Annotated in this window: 19 protein-coding genes; 14 read left to right on the top strand and 5 right to left on the bottom strand. The window is 48.3% G+C overall.

Going from position 1 to position 19,385, the window contains the following annotated elements:
• The first annotated feature begins 1 nt into the window (after position 1).
• From PJDR2_RS28145 to PJDR2_RS28135, 3 genes are read left to right on the top strand one after another with little or no spacing between them, the layout of a single operon-like run.
• Complete coding sequence (locus tag PJDR2_RS28145; protein ID WP_015847154.1) at positions 2-703, top strand: response regulator transcription factor; 702 nt, start codon at positions 2-4, stop codon at positions 701-703.
• Positions 693-1,823: a sensor histidine kinase gene (locus PJDR2_RS28140; protein ID WP_015847153.1), complete on the top strand. Its 1,131-nt coding sequence runs from the start codon at positions 693-695 to the stop codon at positions 1,821-1,823. The genes PJDR2_RS28145 and PJDR2_RS28140 overlap by 11 nt, the downstream gene beginning before the upstream one ends.
• 40 nt (positions 1,824-1,863) lie before the next feature.
• Positions 1,864-2,835 (top strand): Gfo/Idh/MocA family protein, encoded by a 972-nt coding sequence (locus PJDR2_RS28135; protein ID WP_015847152.1) that lies wholly within the window; start codon positions 1,864-1,866, stop codon positions 2,833-2,835.
• A 73-nt stretch (positions 2,836-2,908) separates the two neighbouring features.
• On the opposite strand, the gene PJDR2_RS28130 is transcribed toward PJDR2_RS28135, so the two are convergent.
• Positions 2,909-3,250 (bottom strand): nuclear transport factor 2 family protein, encoded by a 342-nt coding sequence (locus PJDR2_RS28130; protein ID WP_015847151.1) that lies wholly within the window; start codon positions 3,248-3,250, stop codon positions 2,909-2,911.
• Between the two features lie 23 nt (positions 3,251-3,273).
• Entirely contained in the window at positions 3,274-4,071 is a 798-nt protein-coding gene (locus tag PJDR2_RS28125) for an SDR family oxidoreductase (protein ID WP_150106571.1), read from the bottom strand.
• 276 nt (positions 4,072-4,347) lie between these two features.
• Here PJDR2_RS28125 and PJDR2_RS33330 point away from each other — a divergent pair, with 276 nt between their 5' ends.
• The 8 genes from PJDR2_RS33330 to PJDR2_RS28090 all read left to right on the top strand — a co-directional run bounded on the left by PJDR2_RS33330 (position 4,348) and on the right by PJDR2_RS28090 (position 12,053).
• Positions 4,348-4,497 (top strand): hypothetical protein, encoded by a 150-nt coding sequence (locus PJDR2_RS33330; RefSeq protein ID WP_015847149.1) that lies wholly within the window; start codon positions 4,348-4,350, stop codon positions 4,495-4,497.
• Between the two features lie 198 nt (positions 4,498-4,695).
• On the top strand, positions 4,696-5,073 hold the full coding sequence (locus tag PJDR2_RS28120; RefSeq protein ID WP_015847148.1) for a BlaI/MecI/CopY family transcriptional regulator: 378 nt from the start codon (positions 4,696-4,698) through the stop codon (positions 5,071-5,073).
• 5 nt (positions 5,074-5,078) lie between these two features.
• A complete protein-coding gene (locus tag PJDR2_RS28115; RefSeq protein WP_015847147.1) occupies positions 5,079-6,860 on the top strand; it encodes a M56 family metallopeptidase in 1,782 nt (593 codons plus the stop codon).
• A gap of 640 nt (positions 6,861-7,500) precedes the next feature.
• Complete coding sequence (locus tag PJDR2_RS28110; protein ID WP_015847146.1) at positions 7,501-7,854, top strand: CidA/LrgA family protein; 354 nt, start codon at positions 7,501-7,503, stop codon at positions 7,852-7,854.
• Positions 7,847-8,533 (top strand): LrgB family protein, encoded by a 687-nt coding sequence (locus tag PJDR2_RS28105; RefSeq protein ID WP_015847145.1) that lies wholly within the window; start codon positions 7,847-7,849, stop codon positions 8,531-8,533. Before PJDR2_RS28110 ends, PJDR2_RS28105 begins: the two co-directional genes overlap by 8 nt.
• Positions 8,534-8,741: 208 nt before the next feature.
• Positions 8,742-10,160, top strand: a complete 1,419-nt coding sequence (locus PJDR2_RS28100; RefSeq protein ID WP_015847144.1) for an ABC transporter substrate-binding protein — start codon at positions 8,742-8,744, stop codon at positions 10,158-10,160.
• A 60-nt stretch (positions 10,161-10,220) separates the two neighbouring features.
• Positions 10,221-11,195 (top strand): carbohydrate ABC transporter permease, encoded by a 975-nt coding sequence (locus PJDR2_RS28095; RefSeq protein WP_015847143.1) that lies wholly within the window; start codon positions 10,221-10,223, stop codon positions 11,193-11,195.
• 3 nt (positions 11,196-11,198) lie between these two features.
• Positions 11,199-12,053, top strand: a complete 855-nt coding sequence (locus PJDR2_RS28090) for a carbohydrate ABC transporter permease (protein WP_015847142.1) — start codon at positions 11,199-11,201, stop codon at positions 12,051-12,053.
• A gap of 90 nt (positions 12,054-12,143) precedes the next feature.
• Here the strand turns inward: PJDR2_RS28090 and PJDR2_RS28085 are convergent, their stop codons facing one another.
• Positions 12,144-12,695 carry a TetR/AcrR family transcriptional regulator gene (locus tag PJDR2_RS28085; protein ID WP_015847141.1) on the bottom strand — a complete coding sequence of 184 codons (552 nt, stop codon included), beginning with the start codon at positions 12,693-12,695 and terminating at the stop codon, positions 12,144-12,146.
• A 148-nt stretch (positions 12,696-12,843) separates the two neighbouring features.
• On the opposite strand from PJDR2_RS28085, the gene PJDR2_RS28080 reads away from it, so the two are divergent.
• On the top strand, positions 12,844-13,749 hold the full coding sequence (locus PJDR2_RS28080) for a ketopantoate reductase family protein (RefSeq protein ID WP_015847140.1): 906 nt from the start codon (positions 12,844-12,846) through the stop codon (positions 13,747-13,749).
• Between the two features lie 91 nt (positions 13,750-13,840).
• On the opposite strand, the gene PJDR2_RS28075 is transcribed toward PJDR2_RS28080, so the two are convergent.
• Both PJDR2_RS28075 and PJDR2_RS28070 read right to left on the bottom strand, forming a co-directional pair.
• Complete coding sequence (locus PJDR2_RS28075) at positions 13,841-15,433, bottom strand: response regulator transcription factor (RefSeq protein ID WP_015847139.1); 1,593 nt, start codon at positions 15,431-15,433, stop codon at positions 13,841-13,843.
• A gap of 3 nt (positions 15,434-15,436) precedes the next feature.
• On the bottom strand, positions 15,437-17,182 hold the full coding sequence (locus PJDR2_RS28070; protein WP_015847138.1) for a sensor histidine kinase: 1,746 nt from the start codon (positions 17,180-17,182) through the stop codon (positions 15,437-15,439).
• Between the two features lie 295 nt (positions 17,183-17,477).
• On the opposite strand from PJDR2_RS28070, the gene PJDR2_RS28065 reads away from it, so the two are divergent.
• Both PJDR2_RS28065 and PJDR2_RS28060 read left to right on the top strand, forming a co-directional pair.
• Complete coding sequence (locus PJDR2_RS28065; protein ID WP_015847137.1) at positions 17,478-18,407, top strand: ABC transporter permease; 930 nt, start codon at positions 17,478-17,480, stop codon at positions 18,405-18,407.
• A gap of 60 nt (positions 18,408-18,467) precedes the next feature.
• Positions 18,468-19,379 carry a carbohydrate ABC transporter permease gene (locus tag PJDR2_RS28060; RefSeq protein ID WP_015847136.1) on the top strand — a complete coding sequence of 304 codons (912 nt, stop codon included), beginning with the start codon at positions 18,468-18,470 and terminating at the stop codon, positions 19,377-19,379.
• Positions 19,380-19,385 lie beyond the last annotated feature (6 nt).

Genomic DNA, 19,385 nt, shown 5'->3' with positions numbered 1-19,385 from the left:
CATGAATACCATTCAAATTCTGATCGCGGACGATGACCTGGAAATCGCGGAGCTGATCAAAATCTATCTGACCAATGAAGGATACCAAGTTCTTATAGCCGGCAACGGCCGGGAGGCTATGGAGCTAATCGCCAAGGAATCCGTCCAATTAATGATTCTCGACGTGATGATGCCGGAGATGAACGGCCTGGAGGTTGTCCGGGCGGTACGCGCGGAGTACGGCATTCCGATTCTAATGCTAAGCGCCAAGGCGGAGGACATGGACAAAATCATGGGGCTGACGACAGGCGCGGACGATTACATGGTGAAGCCGTTTAACGCTCTGGAGCTGATTGCCCGGGTGAAGTCGCTGCTCCGCAGGTCCATTTATTTGAATACCCAGCTCCAAACGGCGCAGGATCAGGACATTATTCAGATTCATTCTCTGAAAATAAGCAAGAAATCGCATACCGTTACGGTAGAGGACCGGGGGATTAATCTGACTTCAACGGAGTTTGATATTTTGTACTTGCTGGCGAGCCATCCCGGGCAGGTATTTAGCGCGGAGGCGATTTTTGAAGCGGTGTGGAAGGACAGGTTCCTGGAATCCAACAATACCGTGATGGTGCATATAAGCAAGCTTCGGGATAAATTGGAGAGCGAGCTGGGCGGCGTTAAGCTGATTCAGACCGTCTGGGGAGTAGGGTACAAAATTGAGCCGTAAACCGTGGAAAAGCCTTCGTTTTAAAATGCTGTATCTGTTCGGGCTTAGCGCGCTTGGGGCATTCTTCACGACGGGGTTGCTATATCTGGTCGCGGTCTCCGCGTATAGCACCGATATTTTTAATCTCTCTCCTCTGCTGAGGGAGGTCTTTGATAAGTTTGGACTTTTAACGACGTATATTACCGTAAGCCTTTTCTTTTTTCTCGTTTATTTCTTTGCCCTCAGCCGTTCGACAATCCGTTATCTGATGCGGATCTCGCAAGGAATCGAAAGGATTGCCGGCGGGGATTTCGAATCCCGGTTACCGGTGCGAGGCGGGGACGAGCTTGGGGCATTGGCGGAAAATATCAATAAAATGACGGCTCAGCTTAAGCTCTCCATTGAGGAGGAACGGCGCACGGAACGGACAAAAGCCGAGCTTGTGACGAACGTGTCCCACGATTTGCGCACGCCTTTAACGTCTATTGTCGGGTACCTGGGCCTGATCGAGGAAGACCGTTACAGAGATGAGGTGGAGCTGAGGCATTACGTTCAAATCGCTTACCAGAAATCGACTCGTCTGAAAACGATGATTGACGATTTATTCGAATATACGAGGACAAGCGGCGGAATAGGGCTTCGGCTGTCCCCCATCAATCTGGTCGAGATGATTGGCCAATTGGCGGCTCAATTCCGCTTGCAATTCGAGCAGGCAGGGATGAAATGCCGGTTGGCTCTTCCGGATCATTCGATCCTCATTGACGCAGACGGGGACAAGCTTGTCCGGGTGTTCGAGAACCTGATCGTTAACGCCATTCAATACGGAAAAGAGGGCAGGCAGATCGATATCGCGGTCTGGAGCGAGAGGGGGCTGGCCGTCGTTGAGATCGCGAATTACGGAGAACCTTTGCCGGCTTCGGTTATTCCGCTATTGTTCGAACGGTTCTATCGCGGCGAGCAGTCCCGTTCCCGGAATACCGGCGGCTCGGGTCTAGGCCTCGCGATCGCGAAGAACATTGTCGAGCTGCATCATGGCATGATTTCAGCGGCGAGTGCCGAAGGGAAAACCTCGTTTAAGGTCGAGCTGCCGCTTGGCGGCAAAGAACTCCTTGACATCCACCGGGAGGCGGGTAAACATTAGGGGGAAGGCATAAAACTACGACGTAAGGTGGGAATGTAGAGTGACTCTTCGAATTGGTATTGCGGGAACGGGTTGGTTTGGACGGATGCATGCGGAAAAGCTTGCTGCGCTGGATGGGGTAAGCGTCAGCGCGTTTTGCGGGACAAGCCTCGAAAAGGCGGAAACGGCGGCGAGGCCTTATAGCGACGCTCGCGGTTACGACACGATTGAAGCGATGCTTGAGGACCGCAAGCTGGATGCGGTTTATATTTGTACGCCGCCATTTGCTCATGGCGAGATCGAATTAGCGCTTGCGGAGCGGGGGATTCCTTTCCTCGTCGAAAAGCCGATTGGCGTAGACGAGGAGACACCGTCCCGGATCCGTCAGGCGATTGCAGATAAAGGACTTATTACGTCGGTTGGTTATCATTTCCGTTACATGGACAGCACAAACCATGCGAAGGAGCTTCTTGCGGACCGCACGCCGCTGATGGCTTTGGGTCAATGGATGGGCTCGATGCCGGGCGTATACTGGTGGCGCAAGATGGAGACCTCCGGCGGGCAGTTTGTGGAGCAGACGACGCATATCGTGGATTTGACCCGTTATTTGCTTGGCGAAGTCAATGAAGTCTATGCGGCGTATGGCAGCAGACATATGGCTCAGATAGAAGAGGGCGTTACGGTGCCGGATGTGGGTACGGTAACGATCAAGCTGGCGAGCGGGGCCGTTGCAACGATCAGCAATACTTGCGCGATTCCGGCTGGTGGCCATGCCGGGCTTCAAATCTACACCAATACAGGTGTACTGCAAATTACGGGCGAAGCCCTGGCGGATATCGAAGCCGATAAGAAGACCGAGTACAAATCCTCTAATAATCCGTACGTACGGGAGAATGAAGCTTTCCTTCATGCCGTCAGAACAGGCGACAGCAGCCAGATTCTGTCCACTTACGAGGATGCTTGGGAAACGCATCGCGTAACGATGGCAGCTAATGAATCGGCAAGAACGGGCCTGCCTGTTAAGCTGAGATAGCTCTACAAACAACATGCAAACGACCGCCGCCTGATCCTAACAGGCTAGCGGTCGTTTATTTGCATTAACGGGATTAAGGGAAAGAGATATGCAGCTCTTCGATCTTTTCGTTGGCAATGAGAAATTCATGCTTCATGAGGAGAGGATCGGGCAGATTCGTTTTATCAAACTCGCCGTCTACCGCCACCGTAATGATATAACGGTTATCCTTCTCCCGGGCATCCTTTATTTCAAAGCGAACCTTCGGTTCGAATATTTCCGCTTTGCTCCACTTGGCAATGGCTTTCCCGCCGACAAATTCTCTTTTCATATCCAGTACATAGGCCTGCTCATCAAAAGCTTCAAGAAAACGTCCGGGTTCACGTTCATTCACCGCATTAAAATAATGAACCACAGCGGCTGGCATTACGATCATAAAATTAGCCTCCTTTAGGGAAATTAAACGGTAGGTATGGTTCCGCCATCAATGACGTATTCGCTGCCGTGTATAGAGGCTGCTCTGTCGGATGCCAGGAATGCGGCAAGCTCGGCGACCTCTTCAGGCAATCCCGGACGTCCGAACGGAATGCCTCCAAGGGAATCCATGAGCTGATTAAGCGCTGCTTCGCGGCTTCCTGCAGTAACGGCAAGGCGGTCAATGAGACGGTTGGCCGCTTCGGTTTGGATAAAGCCGGGAGCGATTGCGTTGACGCGAATTCCTCGTGGCGCGAATTCGTTGGACAAGCCTTTGCTGTACGTGGCCAAAGCGGCTTTTGCCGCTGCGTAAGCCAAAGTGGATTCGTACAAGGGCAGCGTTCTTTGGATAGAGCTGACATGAATAATGACTCCTTTGCCTTGTCCCAGCATAATCGGAAGCAAGCTGCGGTCCAAACGAATAGAACCAAGCAGATTCATGTTTAGTTCCTCAAGCCAATGCTCATCGGTTAATGCCAACGCTCCGCCTGCGGGCGAGCCGGAGCCGCCAACCGTATTGATCAGGATGTCGATTCCGCCGAGCTTTTCTTTTACGGCATCAAAAATAGCTTTGGTTCCCTCCGGCTTTGTTATGTCTGCTTGTACAAAATGAACGTTCGGAATATGGTATTCCGACGGAATATTCCTCGCTGTCGTTAGCACTGTCGCGCCAGCGTCTGCCAATCTTTTGACAATCGCGAGCCCCATGCCCTGCGTTCCTCCCGTAACCAAAGCCCTTTTGCCTTGAAATTCTTTATCGTAAGATGAAAAGTTCATTTTCATTTCCTCCTTGTGTGTGAAGTAAGGTTTCTTTTACGTGCTTAAGTGTACGCTTGAACTTAAAATAAATAAAATCTATATTATTAATTGTTTTAATGAATAAAATTTATGTATGAGCAAGTAGCCTGCCATTCTATTAATGAAGCCGTAAGACGAGCCTGGAGTTCAGATGGCTTCTATATGAATTTGATTTATGAATACGATGAATAATACAAATTTTACGATTATACCTTATGGAGTTATCCTCATTACAGGAGAGTGAGGAGAGGGGACAATTCGATGAAGGCTTACGTTGTTTTTATCCGGGAGAAGACGGTTGATCCCGATGAACTAAAGATTTATTCCTCGAAAGCCCCAGCCGGACTGAAGGGCGGAATCTACAGAGGGATCATGGTGGAGGGGAATAAGGCTGCTACTAGCCGAAGTTAACATAAGATGCCTATCGTTATTTTACGATAGGTATCTTTTTTTATGTGATTTATTTGCGGGGTTGAATGTTAATCGCATGGAAGTCTAGCTTGCTTACATGCATCGCAGTAGGCTTGACAACGCTTGATTACAATTGTAGTATTGACTACAGTCGTAATATTGATTACATATGTAGTCGAGAAGTGGAGGCAGGAACCAATGAAAGAGATGTCGCGAATCTCCGATGCGGAGTGGGAAGTCATGAAAGTGTTATGGACGAAATCGCCGATGAGCGCAAGCGAGGTGATTGAGGCTTTGGCAGGCGTTAACGATTGGAGCCCCAAAACCATTAGAACCCTGCTTACCCGGCTGGTTCAAAAAGAAGTCATAACCTTGGATTCAAACAGCAAACCCTATGTCTATTCTCCATTGGTTACGGAAGATGAAACAACAAGGGCCGAAACGGAATCCTTTTTGAAACGGCTGTACGGAAGCGTTGCTTTGAAGCCGATGCTGGTTAACTTTTTAAAATACGAGAAATTGTCTAAAGAAGATATTGATGAGCTGAAAAGCATTCTGGACGAAAGAAAGGAATAAGAAAGATGACCGTTCGTCTTTCCGACTTTTTTGCCTGGATCCTGTCTGCCTCGCTGATGGCCAGCGTTCTGGTCGTTCTTATTTTAGCTGCGAAATGGTTGCTTAGAGATAAATTAAAGCCCAGATGGGGTTATCTGCTGTGGCTTCTCTTGATTCTGCGGCTAGTGCTGCCGTGGACACCCGAAAGCTCGTTCAGCATGTACAATATCTTTCATCTATTTGCAGAGAGGAATCATTTTGCAGCCGCGAACGAAACGGCAATCACTCCTGCAGTGAAACCGGAAATTGAAGGAGCAAACCCAACGCAATTAACTCAATCGCCCCAAGATGCATTAACAACTGTTCAAAGGGATCCGACGATTAAAAAACCGGCATCACCCCTGCAAGTCGCCTCAGTCGTTTGGCTGGTTGGTACCGTTATGTTTCTTGGTATTATGTTCAGGGCCAATCTACGGTTTGCTAAGAAGTTAAAAGGCGAAAAGGCCATAACGGATCCGAACATTGCTGCATTGTTTGAGAGCTGTAAAGAAGAAATGAGCCTGCGTCGAAGGATCACGTTAATACAGACGAATCGAGTATCCAGTCCTACCTTATTCGGGTTACTTAAACCAAAGCTGTTATTGCCCAACATGGCTTTAACAACGTTAAGCGATGCGCAGCTGCGGCATGTGTTTTTGCATGAGCTGTCGCATGTACGCCGAAATGATATTGCCATGAATGGGGGCATGAACATTTTGCTGGCGCTGCATTGGTTTAATCCGTTCCTCTGGTATGCCTATCACAAAATGCGGGTAGACCAGGAATTAGCCTGTGACGCATTGGCTTTATCGAGAGTTAAGCCGGAGGAGTCCAAGGAGTACGCCTTAACGATAATCAAACTGTTAGAGCTGTTTACTAAACCCATTCATTTGGCAGGGGCTGTAAGTATATTGGGGAATAAAAAAGAGCTTAAGAGGAGACTGATTATGATCGCTTCACCCGTAAAAAGCTCTTATAAGTGGTCGTTTGTTGGGGTTATCGTGCTCTTGTTATTAGGGGGTGCCGCATTAACCAATGCAAGCTCGGAGGAAAAGCATAAGGAAGAAGCCACGCACGCAACGGATGCCGCGATAGAAAACCTCACTACGGTTTGGGCGGATGCGCTTAAGTCGCGGGACGGGAAACCCCGTTATGACATGATGTCCGCAAATGCGAAAGAAAAGTTCGTACAGGAACAAATCATCAGAGGCGGCGAGGACTGGAATTATAATATAGGGGTTTCGAGCCCTTGGGTGATCGATTACCGGAGCAGAGTCGACGGAATGAATGCCGTTATTACTTATGTCACGCTAACCAGCGAACCGGCCTATTATAAGACGGTGGAATCTGTTACATTCGTCAAGAAGAAAGGTAAGCTTGTTGTAGATGACTATGAGACCCTTCTTGAGGGGGAGTTGATTCCTACAAACACGAATATATCAAAAACAGACTATGAGAAAATGAGCAACATAATTATTGCAGTTAATAAAGGAGAGCTTCCTGTATCTGCTCTTAAAGACGCCGGACCATTACTTAAAAGAGAAGGTCGTTTAATCGACTTATCTATTTCTGTTAGAGAGCAGTATATGAAAGGGCCGGATTACCAGCTTATTTCAAGAGACGAGTACACGAAAATGTCTCATATTATCAGCGAAGTTAATGCCGGAAACTTGCCGGCTGAGGCTCTTAAGGATGCTGATCTGTTGCTCGAAAGAAGTCCAAAGATGATCACACCGGAGACTCGGGCAAAATATTTAGCTTTTAAATAAATAGGAGGTTCACGAAAGAGGGGCTGTCTCGTTAGTCATTAAAATGACGTTGGGACGGCCCCTATTTATTTGGTCCAAACTTGGAACCCGCTATAATCGGCGGAAAACCTCATTATTTATGAGGCTTTCCGCCGAATGGCTTGGCTAAATCGTCTCACTTCCAGTTATAGTGAGGTTTTCCTCCTTATTCGCACGTTCACCCTCACTAACTATGAGTCTAGCTTCACTATTGCATCGGTATGAGCTCAAATCGCACGTTTTTCAGCGATATGACTCACTATTTTATGAGGCAGCTTCACTCTCTTTTGATCGCACCGGTTTACAATATCACTGGCTCCTTAGAGCCATGCAGGCGAAATCAGCCGCAAATAAGGGGGTCAGAAACCAGCATTGCAGACGCAGGTTATGGGAGTGAAGAAAATTTTGCTTATCTGGACGCTTGCCCACAATTTGCTGAAGAAAGCTGTAAAGGAGCAAAATCGAAAAATAGCGCTGCAGGGATAACCCTCTGCAGCGCTAATTCACTAAGGCGAGCGTCTCTCTAGCAAGCGAACCCCTTTTGAGACGGTCCCTCTTTATCGTTAAACACCTTGCTGGTAAGCTAGTAATTAGCACTTATACGAAAAAGGGGAACTAACCTATGAGAGGATTAGCTATATTGCTGGGGTACACGCTATTGGGCAACGCGATACATTCCCTGCTGTCCGTGCCAATCTCGGGGAACGTCATCGGAATGGTATTGCTTGTCATCAGCCTCTTTGCAGGCTGGGTGAAGCTGGCCTGGATTGAAGAGACGGCACAATTTTTTCTGAAGCATATGATGATCTTTTTTGCGCCCGTTATCGTGGGCACGATGATGTTCTTTGGCGTGATCGGAGAAGAGTGGCTAGCCATAGCGGTTGCACTCTCTGCCAGCACATTGATTGTCATCCTGGTCACAGCCGGCATTACAGCATGGCAAACCGGAAAAGGGAAGGAACGCACCTATGAATGAAGCCTGGTTCCAACAGCCGTTGTTTGGCATTACGATCACCGTATTATTTTATGTGGGAGCTCAGCTTCTTAATAGCCGCTATAAATGGTTGAACCCTTTGTTTGTTACCTCGGGAGGCATTATTCTACTGCTGCTGCTTACTGATATTCCTTATGAGGCCTATCAAGCGGGAGGGGATATCATTACCTTTTTCCTCGGGCCGGCTACGGTTGCTCTAGCTGTTCCCTTTTACAAAAACTTTCAAAAGCTGAGAGATCAGCTCATGCCCATTGTTATAGGCGTGAGCGCCGGATTGATATGCGGGCTGCTTGCGGTATGGGGGATCGTTAGTCTACTTCACGGTTCCAAACAGATCATGCTCACCATGCTGCCAAAATCGGTCACAACGCCTATTGCGATAGAAGTTGCGGATTTGCTAGGCGGAACGCCTGAGCTGGCTGGCGTATTTGCCGTACTGACGGGTCTTCTTGGCAGTATGATTGGACCTATGATACTCAAAATGTTGAAGTTCCGCAGCGATCTAGCGATTGGTGCGGCAATGGGGACGGCGGCACACGGCATCGGCACGGCGCGCATAATGCGCGACTCCGAAATCCAGGGCGGCATCAGCGCCTTTGCCATGGGGCTGTCGAGCATCCTGACGCCGCTGTTTTGCATACCGTTGATCTATTGGCTGTAACTAAACATGACAAGGTACCTATCGTCCATTCGACGGGGGTACCTTTTTTATTACCGCGTTCCTACTACTTTGGGAACAAAAACCAATAAAAGTGGAATTTTTCCCAATAATGGATTCCTTACGCCTGCCATTTATTGGTCCTATAATTATGAATGCGGTTACAAAATAACGCACAAAAAAACAAGGATCATTAAAAGGGAGGCAAAGTATGAAACGAATGAAACGTGCTTTAATGGGGATCTCCACACTGCTTGTGATGACAACGGCTCTCGCGGCATGCGGCGGAAACTCAAATTCAAACTCGAATTCGAACGCAAACTCATCTAGCCCAAGCCCGACAGCATCTGAGACAGCATCAACGGAACCGGCGAAAAGCGACGGCAAGAAAGTCACGATCAATCTCTGGAGCTTCACGGATGAGATTCCGAACATGACCAAAAAGTATCTCGAAACTCACCCAGACGCAAACGTAGAGTTCAAAACAACCGTAATCGCAACAACCGACGGTGCTTATCAGCCTGCGCTTGACCAGGCTCTGGCCGGCGGCGGCAAAGACGCTCCGGACATTTACGCTGCTGAAGCGGCGTTTGTACTGAAATACACGCAAGGCGACGCCTCCACTTATGCCGCTAACTATGCGGACCTGGGGTTGACTGATCAAATGGTGAAAGACGGGGGTATTGCCCAATACTCCGTTGATATCGGCTCGAAGGACGGCCAGCTGAAAGGTCTTGCTTACCAAGCAACCGGCGGCGGCTTTATTTATCGCCGTTCGATTGCCAAGGACGTATTCGGAACGGATGACCCGGCAGCAATCAAGAACGAAGTTGGCCCGGGCTGGGATAAATACTTCGCGGCAGCTGATAAGCTGAAAGCTAAAGGCTACGCGATTGTATCCGGCGACGGCGACATCTGGCATCCAATCGAGAACAGCTCCGACAAAGGCTGGGTTGTGGACGGCAAGCTGCACATCGATCCTAAACGCGAGCAATTCCTTGATTTCTCCAAAAAGCTGACAGACAACGGCTACAGCAACGGAACGCAGGACTGGCAGGAAGCTTGGTACGCGGATATGTCCGGCGCGGGCGCAAAACCGGTATTTGGTTTCTTTGGTCCGGCATGGCTTATTAACTACGTTATGAAGGATCAAGTCAAGGATACGAATGGCGACTGGGCAGTTACCGAACCGCCAACAGGCTTCTTCTGGGGTGGCACATGGCTGCTCGCCAACAAAGACGTAACGAAGGACGACGCGAAGAAGAAAGCGGTAGCGGACTTCATCAATTGGGTTACTCTTGATACTTCCGAGACAGGTCTCCAATACTACTGGGCGAACGGCACGATGAAGGAAGGCGAGCAAGGCACGAAGGATAGCGTAGCTTCCTCCGTCGTTATGTCGAAGTCGAACGGCGAAGTGGCGTTGCTCGGCGGACAAAACATGTTTGACGCCTTTGTTCCGGCTAACGCAAACGCAACGGGCAAAAACCTGACTCAATACGACGAATCGATCAACCTGATCTGGCGCGACCAAGTCCGTGCGTACGCTTCCGGCAGCAAGAGCCGCGAAGCCGCGCTGAAAGACTTCAAGCAAACGGTTAAAGACCAGCTCGGTATCGAAAGCGAATAATAGGCGCCAAGGGGCGGGAGCATGATCCCGCCCCTTTATATCAATTGATGGGGTGAGAGCATGCGCCGCAAGGGAGTCAATTACTCGAAATACGGCTATATTTTCAGTATTCCTTTTATACTAGCGTTCCTTATTTTCTCTTTGTATCCTACGCTGTACACGGCCTTTATCGGTTTCACGGATATGAAAGGGGTTATCCCAAAGCCGGTTCATATTCTGGATAATCCGTTTGGGAATTTTAAAGACCTGATTCTCAACAACGTTTCGTTCAAACAGTCTCTTGTGAACACCTTTGTCCTCTGGATTGCAAACTTCATTCCGCAGATCGGCCTTGCGCTCTTGCTTACGGCCTGGTTCACCAATAGACGCCTCAATGTTAAAGGGCAAGGCGTCTTTAAGGTTCTGCTCTACATGCCGAATATTATCACGGCGAGTACAATCGCCGTGCTTTTCAGCACCTTGTTCGCTTATCCGATGGGCCCTGTCAACAGCTTGTTCCATGCACTGGGGTGGAGCGACGCACCGATTCAATTCCTGCAGGATAAGAACACGGCAAGGGGCATTGTTTCTTTCATCCAGTTCTGGATGTGGTACGGCAATACGATGATTATTCTGATCGCAGGCGTAATGGGGATTAACCCGGCACTCTTTGAGGCGGCGGCCATTGACGGAGCAACGGGTACGCAAACCTTTTTCCGCGTGACTCTGCCAAGTCTCCGGACAATCCTGCTGTATTCGCTTGTTACTTCCATGATCGGCGGACTGCAAATGTTCGATATTCCACAGCTGTTCATCACTCCCGCGGGCGGTCCGGACAATGCCACGCTGACGACATCGGTGTTCATCTATGGGCAGGCGTTCAAAGGAGCCTATATGTACAACAAAGCCGCAGCGGCAAGCATGATTATGTTCCTCATAGCGGCCGTATTGTCCGCGCTCCTGTTCTATCTGATGCGCGACCGCGGCGAAGCGAAGCTTAGAAAGCAGCTAAAGCTGCAAGAGAAAGCTGCAAAAGCAGCGGCAAAGGGGGTGTGAGGGATGGCGAAAATAGAGAGAACAGCAACGGTCTCCCGGGGCATTAACAAGACGATTATCTATATTGTCTGCATTGGCCTTGCGCTGCTTAGCATCCTTCCATTCTGGGTGATGTTCGTGAATGCAACGCGTTCTACGGCGGAGATTCAAAGCGGCCTGTCACTGATTCCATCCACGCATCTCAAGACCAACTGGGACGTGTTGACCAGCAAAAGCTTCGATCCGTTAAAAGGGTTCCTGAACTCGTTCATTATTTCGGCTACATCAACCGTCTGCGCCGTATATTTCTCTTCTTTGACAGCCTACGGGCTTGTTGTGTACAACTGGAAATGGCGTCAAACGTTCTTCACGTTTATCCTATGCGTGATGATGATTCCGGCGCAGGCAAGCGCGATTGGCTTCTATCAATTCATGTACCAGCTGCACTGGACGAACAGCTTCCTGCCGCTGATTCTGCCTGCGATAGCAGCGCCGGCCATTGTGTTCTTCATGCGCCAATACTTGCTCGCAACCCTCTCGCTGGAGATTGTTGAAGCATCGCGTATTGACGGCTCCGGCGAGTTCGCAACCTTCAATAAAATCATCATTCCGATTATGATGCCGGCGGTTGCGACGCAAGCGATCTTCGCTTTTGTGGCAAGCTGGAACAACCTGTTTATGCCGCTCATCCTGCTCACGGATAAATCAAAGTATACGCTGCCAGTCATGGTCAGCTTGCTCCGGGGCGATATCTACAAGACGGAGTTTGGCTCGATCTATATGGGTCTGGCGTTAACGGCTTTGCCGCTATTCGTCATTTACTTCCTGCTATCCCGGTATATTATCGCGGGCGTAGCGCTTGGCGGGGTTAAGGAGTAATTTGATTATAAAAACGGAAAGAGGCTGCCTCATTTGGCAGCCTCTTTGTTGTCTTAACGATGCGCCGCACGCTAGTTTTGAATGACAGACTCATTTTTTTAAATAGGGGTTAATCCCGCTTGAATACAGGTTCTCCACTAACTTGAGAAAATCTTCTGACGATAAATCCTTTTGACGCTGGAGCCAAAGACGAAATAAGGAAAGGGAAGTTGTCAGGTAAAACTCAATGAAGTATGGCGTTAAGGAATCGTTTGGCGGAACGTTTAATTCCAATTGATCCAAAGAGATTTCTTTTTTTAAGCGTTTTAAGAAACGGGCACTTCCGTAATCGCCCAAAAGGGCGTTAAGAACCAGGAGATGTTCTCTTTTGTCCAGACAATAGAGCGTTTCTTGAACCGTATGCATCGATAGCTCTTTATTCGCCAGTTCTTTTTTTAAGTCATTCAATAAATCATTTTCAACAGAGTCCAACAATTCGTAAATGTCGGTAAAGTATTGATAAAAAGTGCTGCGGTTATATCCTGACTTCTTCGTAATTTCCTGAACCGAAATTTTCTCAATCGGCTTTTGGCTATACAACTCGCAAAAAACCTCTACAAACTTTTGTCTTGTTTTCTCCGTTATTAGGGGTTGCTTTTTCATGGTTCCCTCCTGCTAGCGAATAAGAATATCATCCGACAAATCATAAAAAACTGATGGTTGATCAAGGAATAATAAAGATTTATGATCACATCATACAACACGTTGTCTGATAATCAAAAAGGAATGTTAATAAGTAGGGGTGGTTTTAATGTCAGCAAAACAAGGTAGAATTTTAATTTTTGGTGCAGGCGTCATCGGGAGCATGTACGCAATTAAGCTTATTGAAGCAGGGTTTGACGTTAGCCTGTTTGCACATTCCAATAGATTTCAATCATTAAGAGAAAATGGTCTGCAATATAAAGAAAAAGGTACAGTTAGATCGATAAAAGTGAATGTTATTGATAAGCTCGAAAATAACGATGTATACGATTTTATTTTCGTTACCGTTCGTTATGATCGGTCCGAATCAGCATTGTTAGCGCTAAAAGATAATCAAAGCAAAAATATAGTTACGATGACTAGTAATTCAATTGGATTTTCTTCGTGGCTGGATATCGTAGGGGATAGACTATTGCCAGCCTTTCCGGGATTCGGCGGACAGATTAAAGACGGAGTATTGCATCCCCGATTCCTACCCAAGATTATAGCGGCAACTGCATTCGGAGAAATGAATGGCGTAGTGACAGAACGCATAGAAAACCTAGCAAAAATATTTAAAACAGCAAAGCTTCCCTACGTTATTAAAAAGGATATGCAAGCGTATCTAATCACGCATTCCGTATCAGACATTGCCATGCTGAGCTTTTTGCATGCTGAGAATAAGATTATTGACAAAAAAACAGCCGGAACCAGAAAGACGGCACGCAAAATAACAGTCACTTTAAAAGCGTATCTAAGGGCCATACAAAAAGCTGGCGTTTCAATTGACCCGCCAATGCTTAAAATGGTTCTTAAATTTCCAAACTTATTGCTGGATCTTTTCTTTATGGCATGGCTACGAACTAAAATGGTGAGGGATATGATGTTGCCGGATTACGCGAATAACGCTAACAATGAGATTGTGCAGCTGAGTAATGATTTAATGAAATTTTTAAGCCAAAACGGAGAACGATAGTTCAATAAAAACAGCGACAGTCTAGGACTTTATTTTCTCGTCCATGGCAGTCGCTGTTTCAATTTCAAGGGTAAGTCGTTCACGCGATTCCTTAACCGTCCTGCTTATATTCGTTAGGCGTAACGCCAGCCTCTTGCTTAAAGACCTTTGCGAAGTACGAATAGTTGGCATAGCCAACCTTCTTCGCCACGGCGAATACCGACAGATTGGTCGTGCGGAGCAGCTGTTTAGCTGCCTCCATTCGGGCACTAATGACATACGTACCCAGGGAAACGCCGGTCTCTTTCTTGAACAGTCTGGCCAGATAATCGGGATGAAGGTAGACGATTTCGGCCAGGCTGATGCGGGTCAAATCCTCCCCGTAATGAGCATGGATATATTGTTTGATGTCATCGGCAACGGATTTAGGCTGCTCGGCGAAATCGCGGTATTCCATGGCCGTGTGGACCAGATACTTCAAGTAAGCCTCCAAATCCTCAATGGAATGGAGGGAATGGGCGAGCAGCCGTTCATTGGTTTTACCCGTATACAACTGATGCGCCTGAATGCCCTTTGACTTTAGGAAGGCATATACAAGCTGCATCATATCAAGCCGGAACAAGCTAAGAATTGAGGTGGAGAAAAGATTCTGATGCACCGACTCGTTTAAATACCGGGTTGTCTCTTGCAGGAATTCATCCGGCAGGTTCCGCTCCAGCAGCTCCTCCAGCTTGGTCAGCTCCGGCGGTTGATACGATTCATCGGCTTGCCGAAGACCATGCTCCACGAAAAAAATATGATTGCGCCGCTTGGCGATATCCTGATTGCGCTCCAGCAGCTGGCGTATGACCGGGCTAATGCCCTCAAGTCTGCCGGACATGGCGACGATGCAGCAGGCATCGCATTTCAGCGAGCGATTCGCCTGCTGGATAAAGGCGGCGCAAAGCCCGTCAAGCGTCTGCAAGTCGGAGGCTTCCTTCCATTTGAGCACGGCGATCCAGTTATAAGCGCTGTATTCCAGTACCGTTTCCACTGAAAATTGAGGATGCTGAAACAGCTCGTATAGGACATTAAGCAGCGCGAAGTCGAAAAGATTTTTCTCCTCAACGCCCATACTGCCGTCATAAGGAAACAGATTAAGCAGGACGGGCTGAATGAGATCATTACGGTCATACGAAAGATGCTGCTCCTCAACGGCAAGCAGAATATCCGATGCCTTAAGAGGGAAGGAGACGCTGCCGCTGATCAGCTTGCGCCAGAAGTGCTCAAGCATCTTCGCTTGATTGCGCTGCCAGTAATAACCCTCTTGAATGGCTTTTTCCTGCTGCTGCTGTTCTTGCGCCCGTTCAACGGCTTTTCGGATAATAAGCATCAGCTTATCGAATTGGATCGGCTTCAGGAAATATTCGAAGCTGCGCAGCTCGATCGCTTTTTGCGCGTAATTGAAGTCGGCGTAGTTGGTTAAGAAGATCGCCTGCACATTGTAGTTCTCCTCGCGAATCCACGCCAAGAGCTCCAGACCGCTTCCCTGCGGCATTTCGATATCGGATACAAGAATTTGAACCTTATGCTTCATCAGAATCTCCCGAGCCTGAGCGACGTTATGAGCCGTATAGACACCCTCGATGCCAAGCGAAGCCCAGTCAATCTTCTTCTCCAGCGCGGTTACGACAAAGTAATCGTCATCAACAAGCAATACATTCATGAGCTACACTCCCGTTTCATTCGAATTGGCCGGAAGCTCCGGAAGATAGAGGGTAACGGAGGCTCCGCCGTTAAGCTGATTATCGAAGTCGATCTGCGCAAGCTCTCCATACAGGTATTTCAACCTCTGAACGGTATTCATAATACCGATTTGCGTGCCAAGCGTCTGATCAAGCGGCTCTCCCAGCTGCAGCTTCTCCAAGATCTCCGGCGGAAAACCAGGCCCCGTATCCGTAATTTGGATGACGGTCATCCTTTGCTCCTCCGTCATCCGCCTCTCAACGGTCAGCGTAATAAGCACCTCGTGTTCCCGCGACACCGCGTATTTGATCGCATTCTCGATAAAGGTCTGCAGCACGAGAGGAGGGATCGGGACATCCCGCGTCGACTCCTCTTGTTCAATCCGGTACAGGAACGAGCTTCGGTAGCGGTTCCTCTGGATTTCGAGATAAACCCGGACATGCTCGATTTCGTCCTCCAGGCGGACAAAATCCTGACCGTTCTGGAAAATATAGCGGAAGTACACCGAGGTGGACAAAGCCATCTGCTGGATTTCCTCGGTCATATCCATCTGCGCCATGCTGTGAATCGTCGTCAGGCAGTTCAGGAAAAAATGCGGCTTGATCTGCAGCTTCATATAATCCAGCTGAATACGCTGCTTCTCCAGCTCGCGTTCGTAAATATCGATCTTGTAGGTTTTAATCTGGTTAACGAGCTGAGCAAATTGTTTATTGGCTTTCTCCAGTTCCACAATCTTGCTGCCCGTACTGTCGAGCGGCTCCCCATCCTCCGCCCAGAAGGCAAGATTGTAGGAGAAGCTCTTGATCGGCTGCAGCACCTTGTTCTTGAAGTACAGCATGATGAAGCTCAGGCTGCAGGCGACTATAACGGCCAGCAGCATAATAAGCAGCTGAACGATCATGATTTTCTCAAACGCGCCGAATTGGATCACAAGCTTCACGAAGAAAGAGGCGTTATCGAACTCGCCGTTAACCGTCGTTCGGGTCTGGAGAGTGTTCATGACGGAGGAACGGTCCTGCTCCCGCGCGATGTTCAGCAGCTTGCCTTTATTCGAGATGGGGCTGGTTACTAGACTGCCGTCTTCGGCACGCAGGGAGGCGTATCCATTCTCGCCCAGATTAATCTGGCGGAGCGGGCGGATCAGATCGTCCGCCGCGATCAGGCAGATCATATAGCTGTCGTGGTAAGGCACGATATTAACGATATAAAATTTTCCGGCCAGCTGAATGGTCGACCAACGGGAATAGAACTTCTCATAGATGACCTTATCTTTGATGAAGACATTAATCTGATGCTGCAATTGCTGGTATTCCTTGTAGGTCGCCTTCATAGGCGCAATGTTGAGCATCACGTTCTTCTTCTTGAAGAAGATAAAGAAGTTATAGCTCTTGTCATAGCTGGTCTGAAGCTCGACGAACCGCCTGTACAACGCGTCGTTTGCTTTGATGAATTCCGTTTCGTTCGTGTCGTGGGTTTCCATCATTTTGACGTTCTCGTCGTTGGCCAGCGTCCAGCCCATGAAATGATTAATGTAGGAAAAGTCGCTGTTAATCCGGTTGATGTACAAATAAGCGGTATCCCTCAAATCCCTTGCGGACTGCTGCTTAACGATCGTGATCGACGCAAAGCTGATGATAAAATCCAAAATCAGCGCGGTAAACGAAATGACGAGAATGATTTTGACGTAATGCTGAATCGGATACAGCTTGTTCTCCGACGGTTTGGTCATATGCCTCGCAACTCCCCGCTATCAACCTCTATGAAAGCAAAATCATGTGTCAGATAATTATAGCCTTGGGTTTCGAAATTGCAACCGGTTGCATCCCCTTAAAAGAGCGAAAGTCCGAATAGTTACAGCAAAAAGTCTGGATTGTAGGTCAGCCCAAGCGGTGAGTCTCCATTAAGACAGAAATCGGTCCTTTTTGCATCCGAATGTCCGGAATTTGCATCCATGAAGTCCAAATCCCGTTATCGTCAGCACGTATACTGAAGTCAATCACAACAGCAAAGGGAGGTACACATTCTTGATAAACAGTTCATCGAGCGGTAATCTGCATCGTTACGTAACGAGAATCAGCAGAAACTGGGGTTTATACCTGCTCTTGCTGCCGGCTGTCGTGCTGCTGCTCTGTTTTACTTACAAGCCGATGTACGGGGTCATTATTGCCTTTAAAGATTTCAAACCGGCGCTTGGCATTATGGATAGTCCCTGGGTAGGGTTCAAATATTTCGAGAAGTTTTTTCATTCCTACCAATTCACGGTCACCATTAAGAACACGGTATTCATCAGCTTGTACAGCTTTGTCACCTTTCCTCTTCCGATTGCATTCGCCATTCTCGTGAATCAGCTGCGGCAGAACCGGTTCAAACGGGTATTCCAGACGATTACGTACATGCCGCATTTTATTTCCACTATCGTTATCGTGGGTCTCATGATGATCCTGCTGTCGCCGGGGAACGGACTGATCGGCAACATCTACCGGTTATTCGGCGCCGAAGCGCCAAACCTGATGGGCTCGGCCAGCATGTTCAGCAGCCTGTATGTATGGTCGGACGTATGGCAGCATACGGGATGGGACAGCATCATTTATCTTGCTGCGTTATCCTCCGTTAGTCCAAGCCTATACGAAGCGGCAACCGTGGACGGAGCCAGCCGATGGCAGAAAATCCGCTACATCGATATTCCGATGCTTATCCCGACAGCGGTAACCTTATTGATCCTGCGGATCGGCGGACTGCTGGGCGTTGGCTTCGAGAAGGCGTATCTGCTGCAAAACAACCTAAATATAGGCGGCAGCGAAGTCATCTCTACTTACGTGTACAAAATCGGGCTGCTCAGTTCTCAATACAGCTTCTCGGCGGCCATCAATCTATTTAATACGGTTATTAATTTCACACTGTTAATTCTGGTCAACTGGATATCGAAAAAATACTCCGAGAACAGTCTTTGGTAAGCGGATGCTTACGAAGTATGAATGGTTTCGCCATTCATTTTAGAAAGGAGCCGAACAGCTATGGAGGCTGCCGCGAATTTAGCCATTCAACCGAAAAAATCGGGCAACAGCGATAAACTGCTGGAGATCCTGCTCTATATTTGGGCCGCGATTGTCCTTATCATTGTGTTATATCCGCTTTACTTTATTATCATCGCTTCCTTCAGCGATCCCTCGGCTGTGGGGAACGGAAAGGTATGGTTATTTCCGAAAGGGTTTACAGTCGATGGTTATAAGGAATTACTGAATCATTCGAATATATGGATCGGCTACCGGAACACGATCGTTTATACGGTTGTGGGTACCTTGATTGGCCTTATCGTCAACGTGTCGGCAGGTTATGCCCTGTCGAGAAAGGATCTGGTCGGACGCAAGTTTTTGTCTCTCTTCTTTATTTTCACCATGTTCTTCAACGGGGGACTAGTGCCTACGTTTCTGACGATCCGCGATTTTCATCTGTACGATACGTTTCTGGTCATGGTGCTGCCTTTCTCGGTTGCCGTCTTTGATATTATCGTAGCGCGTACGTTCTTCCGGACGGGCATTCCGACGGAGTTATGGGAAGCCGCGCAAATCGACGGCTGCGGGAACCTGCGCTTTTATGCTCAGATGGTACTGCCGCTCTCGAAACCGATTATTGCCGTATTGGCCTTATGGTTTGCCGTTGGTCAATGGAATTCGTATTTTAACGCGCTAATCTATCTGCAAGATAAGAATTTATACCCGCTGCAGCTGATCTTAAGAGATATTCTGGTCACCAATCAGATGCAGACCGCGCTTGGTACGGGGGAAGCGGCCCAAATCGCGCTGCGCCTTGCCAATCTGCTGCGGTATTCCGTCATTATCGTCGCTACGGTTCCGATTATGTGCATCTACCCGTTTGTGCAAAAGCATTTCAACAAGGGGGTGATGATCGGCGCCGTGAAGGAATAAGCAAGC

Source organism: Paenibacillus sp. JDR-2, assembly GCF_000023585.1.
GTDB lineage: Bacteria > Bacillota > Bacilli > Paenibacillales > Paenibacillaceae > Pristimantibacillus.
This window is presented reverse-complemented; position numbering and strand designations above follow the sequence as displayed.